Source organism: Bacillus sp. MRMR6 (assembly GCF_001940785.1).
Lineage (GTDB): Bacteria > Bacillota > Bacilli > Bacillales > Cytobacillaceae > Neobacillus.
In genome coordinates this window covers 1-5173 of record NZ_MSLS01000064.1, presented here as the reverse complement: position 1 = coordinate 5173, position 5173 = coordinate 1, and the positions used below count along the sequence as shown (strand labels likewise).

The following is a 5173-nucleotide window of genomic DNA, read 5'->3' as shown; positions in this document are numbered from 1 at the left end:
TAGTTGTGCCTTTGATGATTTTTAAGCAGAAGATCATAGCGCAAAATTTTTGATTGCCAGAGAAGAATGAAGTCGCGGCCCTCGCTAATGAACTAAAATATGGTAACCCCACCAAAAATAAATTTTTATTCGTTGAAGGATTTTTTCAATTTACGTCGTATTGGGGATTCAATCCGATACCTATTTTTCATACATTTTTATACAAGTGTTCGCAACTATTATACAGTATATTTAATTAAACTTCATTTAAATTTTCTTTTAGAGCCATCGCGTAGCGATTTCGTTCTTCTCCTGCTTGCTTCATTCGGATAACCCAAACGAAGCAAGTGAACCGTCCCATTAATTAAATAACCCCCGTCAAAGAAATATAAACTACTTCAACGGAGGTTTAAGATTAATTATAACTTACATATAATCATAAACAGAATCTACAAAATAGAGCCAGTGGTAATATTCAATCTGGGAATCTGTCATCTTTGCAATTTCATTCTGATTGAATTTTTGTTTTTCTAATAACGCTTCAACTTTATAATCCCGTTCGATTTGGCTCATCTTATTTCCTCCTTATATATAAGAAGTAGCAAGGAAGCTACAACCTGTAAACGCATTCATTATCCATGCTTTTATTATATATATTGAAACGAGATTAAACCAATATTAATTTTAGATCGTTTTTTCGGAACTAATATGGGATGAGGGGATGGTTCTTGTGCTTCCTTTGTTTTGCTAAACGAACCGTCCCTATGCTTCAGGCAGTTCGATGGTGAAGACTGTTCCGATTCCTTGTTGGCTATGAACGAGTACTTTTCCTTTCATGTCTTTTATGATTTTATAGGTGATGGTTAGTCCAACTCCTGTGCCTTTGTCTTTGGTGGAGTAGTAGGGTGCACCGAGTTGTTCTACTTGTTTTTGAGTCATTCCAATTCCGTTATCTTTTATTTCTATTAAGATATGATTATTATTTTTAAATGAAGTAACGGTCAATGTTCCGTGTGTATTTATGGCCTCTACACCGTTTTTCATAATGTTTAATAAAGCTTGTTTAAATTCACTTTTTTTACCATTTGTTAGAAGTCCTTCTTGTATGGAAGGGTTAATTTTAATATTACGGGTGTTTGTATAGGAAGTAATAATATCCAATACGGAATGTAATTCAGCAGTAACGTCTAATACGGTATGGACTTCTGTCGTTGTAGGTTTTGCTAATGACAAATAATCATTAATGACACCCTCAGCACGTTCTAATTCTGATAAAGAGATGTCTATATATTTATTTTGGTTTACATTTAAATTCTTTTCTTCCTTAATTAACTGTAAAAATCCCTTGATAGACGTCATTGGATTTCGCACTTCATGAGCAACAGATGCTGCGATCTGACTTACCACATTTAATCGCTCTGCACTTTTAATATGCTTATCATAAATAATTTGCTTATCTAAATTGTCTACAATAAAAATTAGGATAATCAAGGTAACCCAAGCAAGAAATGAGAAAATAAGCATGAAAGAAAAATGTTCAATTTTAATAAGAGTAATTGCTCGAGTACAGGTAATAACCCAGTATAGAATACTGATAACTAAGATTCTTCTCACTAAAGTATAAGATTGAATTCTTTTAATTATTAGTAAGAAAAGTAAAGTGGCGATTGTGTAGTTAATAATAGTAATGACTAAGCCAGGCCCACCGATTAATAGCCTATTTCCCATCATTATAACAATTAAGGCAATCCCCGGTCTTACACCACCATATAGGAACATAAAGAGAATAGGAACGATTCTAAAATCAAATAACAGTCCTTCAGAATCCTGTATTGGATTGGACATAGTGAGGATCAAACATATGGAGGAAATTAACATTAATTTTGAATTAATTTTCCCCCTATCAACCTTTTCCTCTCTAATAAACAACTGATAAATAATAAAAGGAAGAAGAACAATCAAAATATGATAGGAAACCTGTTCAATAGAGTCAGACAAAACCGTACCAATCCCTTCAAAAAAAACCATATTTTACATTTGTTATATTTATATTATCATTCTATAAATCATAAAAAAATACACAGGGACGGTTCTTGTGCTTCTTTTTTGTCAAATGAAGCACAAGAACCGTCCCTGTGTACTTTCTCTACTTCTTGATGTAATATTATGTTATACGATATATCGTGATACATAGTATCTTGATGGAAGAAGGAAGAGGTGGATGTAATGGCATATAATGGGGGACCGATGACTGAAGCGATGTATTATGTACTATTAGCCTTGATGCACCCTAATCATGGGTATCAGCTGATCCAGGCTATTACAGAAGTTTCGAAAGGTAGATTGGTAATGGGCCCGGGAACACTTTATGGAGTACTCGCACGGATGCAAAAGGACGGCCTTATATCATTAGCAGAGGATGATGGGAGAAGAAAGACTTACCAAATTACAGTAAAAGGAGAACAAGCTCTTCGTATCGAGTATAGTCGATTAAAAGCCTTAATCCAGGACGGAAATATTTTAGAGGAAAGTGGAAAATCATGAGTAAGGCAGCATACAAACTTCGTCCTAGTGATTATTGGCGAATCGGTGAGCATGAAAACTGGTTTCAAGAAATGGCAGCTAAGGGATATCATCTGAAAAAGATGGGAATTTATTTTGCCAAATTCGTTAAGGATGAACCGAAAGAAATGAGGTACCGTATAGAGGTATCAATAAAAAAGAAGATGACACGAGAACAAATACATATGTATGCTGAAAATGGCTGGGACTATGTGACTAGATACAATTATTTTCACGTATTTTCATCCCTGTCGAGCTCAGGTGCACCAGAGCTTCATACCGATCCCGCCGAGCAATCATTTACATTAAAGGAACTAGACAAGAAATTAGCATGGAATGCGGGATTAGGTACAGTCATGTTAATCATACTGATTGGCATGTTAGCTTCTATTTGGTTTCTTGATAGAACGCCAACCTTAGTCTTGGTAGAAGGGATGGCTATTCAACTCACTGTATTTACTTTTTTCCTTATATTTTCGGCCTATACTTCAATCCAAGCAGCCAGATCCATTCGTGCGTTGCGAAAAAATCTTATCGAAGGGAAACCGATTGATCATCATGCACCTTGGAAAAAACACTCCCAGTTAAATTCTATTATCCTTTTCCTTTTTACCGTAATGGTTGGATTGAGTGCTATCCTTCCATTCTTACAGCTTGTAAAAGCAGAAACGAAAACGCTGCCAGAATCAAGCCCTGACTTACCGATTGTCAGATTAGCAGATATCGAAAACCATCCTGCTTTGGTTCGAGGGGAACCCTACAATATGGGTGATCATGTAGACTGGGGAAACCGGTATACACTTTATTGGAGTCTTTTGGCACCTGTCCAATATGAAACAAATGAAAATGGTGTTGTTTCCGGAGAAATGTGGGAGGACAATGGCGGTGAATATTCACCAAGTATTCAAACAAAGGTTTATCAGCTTAGTCTACCAGGTATGGCAGATCATCTAATTTTTGATTTAATAGAAAGATATAAATATGAATATAGTGATGAAGATTATGTTGAAATAAAGAATCCGAATTTTAATCTTTTGATTGTTCATGAGGAAAAGGAGTTCAAAGAAGTCTATTCTTCTAAAGGAAAAGCTGTCATACACGTTCGTTATTTTGGCCATGCAGACATCAATTCTGTAATAGAAAATATAGAAGAAAAGATAAAGTTAATTTCAGAATAAATTTCGTAGATTGGTAGTGAAACATTTTTTAGGTGGGATGGAAATGAAAGTTATATTTTATTTGTGTTTACTTTTAGTGTTAGTGTTTCAAGTAGGTTGTCAAAAAAAACAAGAAAATATGGTTCTTCTAGATGAAAAGGTGAAGAAAATAAATATCGCCATATCAAGTGGAGTTGGTGATATGAATCAAGAGGTTTTCCTATCGATTACAGATAGACAATCTATGAAAGTATTTGAGAAAGCGATAGAAACAGCAATTAATAAGAAAGCAGAGGTAAATAATCCGAAACCTGATTACGATGTTATGGTCGAATATGAAGAGGGGTTTCCTGCTCACGCGATCCATTTATGGTTAGGTGAGGAAAACGAAGAAAGTATTTTCATGTATATGGTTGGAGAAGGAGATACCTACCTAACTTCTTCTAAAACAACAAATCAATTAAGGGCAATCCTTTTGGAACAATAGAACAAGATGAGAGGGATGAAAGTGGATCAAATAAGATGGATGAACTGGGTGGTAGAGGTTGATGTAGAGCAAACAAAAGATTTCTATACCAAAGATATGGAACGATGCCATTGTCTTTACTGTGAAAATTATATGGAAGCGTCTAAGCTTTTAGATTCATCTCTAGTGAAATTATTTTTTACGTTAGGAATTAATCCGTCTAAACCAAGTCATTTATCTGAGTTCGGGGAAAGGAGAGATGGATTACGCTTATATGTTGGCAGTTATCATATCGTTGGTAAATTAGTTAAGGGAGAGCTTTGTACTGATTCTGAATGGAATGATGCTACTACAGCCAAACTAGATAACTTTACGTTCGCCTTCGGGAAAGATGTCATGTTTTTACACGATGAATTTCCACACCCAGTATTGCAATTAGAATTTGAAGCTCGGCTTCCTTGGGTTTTAAACGAAAAACCTGAGGAAGAGTAATCTGCCTGACCCAGGTGGACGGTGGTTTATTGTCCGCAGGGTCAGGCAGATTTTCTGTTTCTTAGTCGGAATGTTAGGTTCAGTCCGCTATGTACGATTACTTATCGGTGTTGATCAAGTAGAATCTGATTCCCGTCTGGATCTTCAATGGTTAAATATGCTGGTCCTTCAGTTGATTCATCTGCTTCTGTCAGTATTTTTATTCCTTTTTCTTTAAGCTGCTTTTGAAGCTCTCGAACGTCTGTATACGAATCGATATTTTTCGCATTTTGATCCCATCCTGGATTGAAGGTCAAAATGTTCTTTTCAAACATACCTTGGAAAAGTCCAATAACGGTATTTTCGTTCTTCAAAATAAGCCACCTTTGGGTAATATCCCCACCTAATGTTTGAAATCCTAACTTTTCGTAAAAGGATTTTGAGGCTTCAATGTCCTTAACATTTAAACTCACAGAAAACGCACCTAGCTTCATGCTTATCTACCACCTTTTTCCTTTAAATATAACACAGGGACGGG

7 protein-coding genes are annotated in these 5173 nt (G+C 35.5%); 4 read left to right on the top strand and 3 right to left on the bottom strand.

Annotation, left to right across the window (positions count from 1 at the left end; translation table 11 throughout):
* Positions 1 to 405: 405 nt before the first annotated feature.
* Both BTR25_RS27360 and BTR25_RS26375 read right to left on the bottom strand, forming a co-directional pair.
* Complete coding sequence (locus BTR25_RS27360) at positions 406 to 552, bottom strand: BH0509 family protein (RefSeq protein ID WP_139311356.1); 147 nt, start codon at positions 550 to 552, stop codon at positions 406 to 408.
* 189 nt (positions 553 to 741) lie between these two features.
* The gene (locus BTR25_RS26375; RefSeq protein WP_175596904.1) at positions 742 to 1977 is read right to left on the bottom strand and encodes an ATP-binding protein; all 1236 of its coding nucleotides are present in this window, start codon (positions 1975 to 1977) and stop codon (positions 742 to 744) included.
* A gap of 228 nt (positions 1978 to 2205) precedes the next feature.
* On the opposite strand from BTR25_RS26375, the gene BTR25_RS26370 reads away from it, so the two are divergent.
* The 4 genes from BTR25_RS26370 to BTR25_RS26355 are packed head-to-tail and all read left to right on the top strand — an operon-like array spanning position 2206 to position 4656.
* A complete protein-coding gene (locus tag BTR25_RS26370) occupies positions 2206 to 2523 on the top strand; it encodes a PadR family transcriptional regulator (protein WP_075690910.1) in 318 nt (105 codons plus the stop codon).
* Complete coding sequence (locus BTR25_RS26365) at positions 2520 to 3719, top strand: DUF2812 domain-containing protein (RefSeq protein ID WP_075690909.1); 1200 nt, start codon at positions 2520 to 2522, stop codon at positions 3717 to 3719. The genes BTR25_RS26370 and BTR25_RS26365 overlap by 4 nt, the downstream gene beginning before the upstream one ends.
* A gap of 43 nt (positions 3720 to 3762) precedes the next feature.
* Entirely contained in the window at positions 3763 to 4185 is a 423-nt protein-coding gene (locus BTR25_RS26360; protein ID WP_075690908.1) for a YhfM domain-containing protein, read from the top strand.
* 21 nt (positions 4186 to 4206) lie between these two features.
* Positions 4207 to 4656 carry a hypothetical protein gene (locus BTR25_RS26355; RefSeq protein ID WP_075690907.1) on the top strand — a complete coding sequence of 150 codons (450 nt, stop codon included), beginning with the start codon at positions 4207 to 4209 and terminating at the stop codon, positions 4654 to 4656.
* Between the two features lie 101 nt (positions 4657 to 4757).
* Here BTR25_RS26355 and BTR25_RS26350 read toward each other — a convergent pair whose 3' ends face one another.
* On the bottom strand, positions 4758 to 5129 hold the full coding sequence (locus BTR25_RS26350) for a VOC family protein (protein ID WP_075690906.1): 372 nt from the start codon (positions 5127 to 5129) through the stop codon (positions 4758 to 4760).
* Positions 5130 to 5173: the final 44 nt, after the last annotated feature.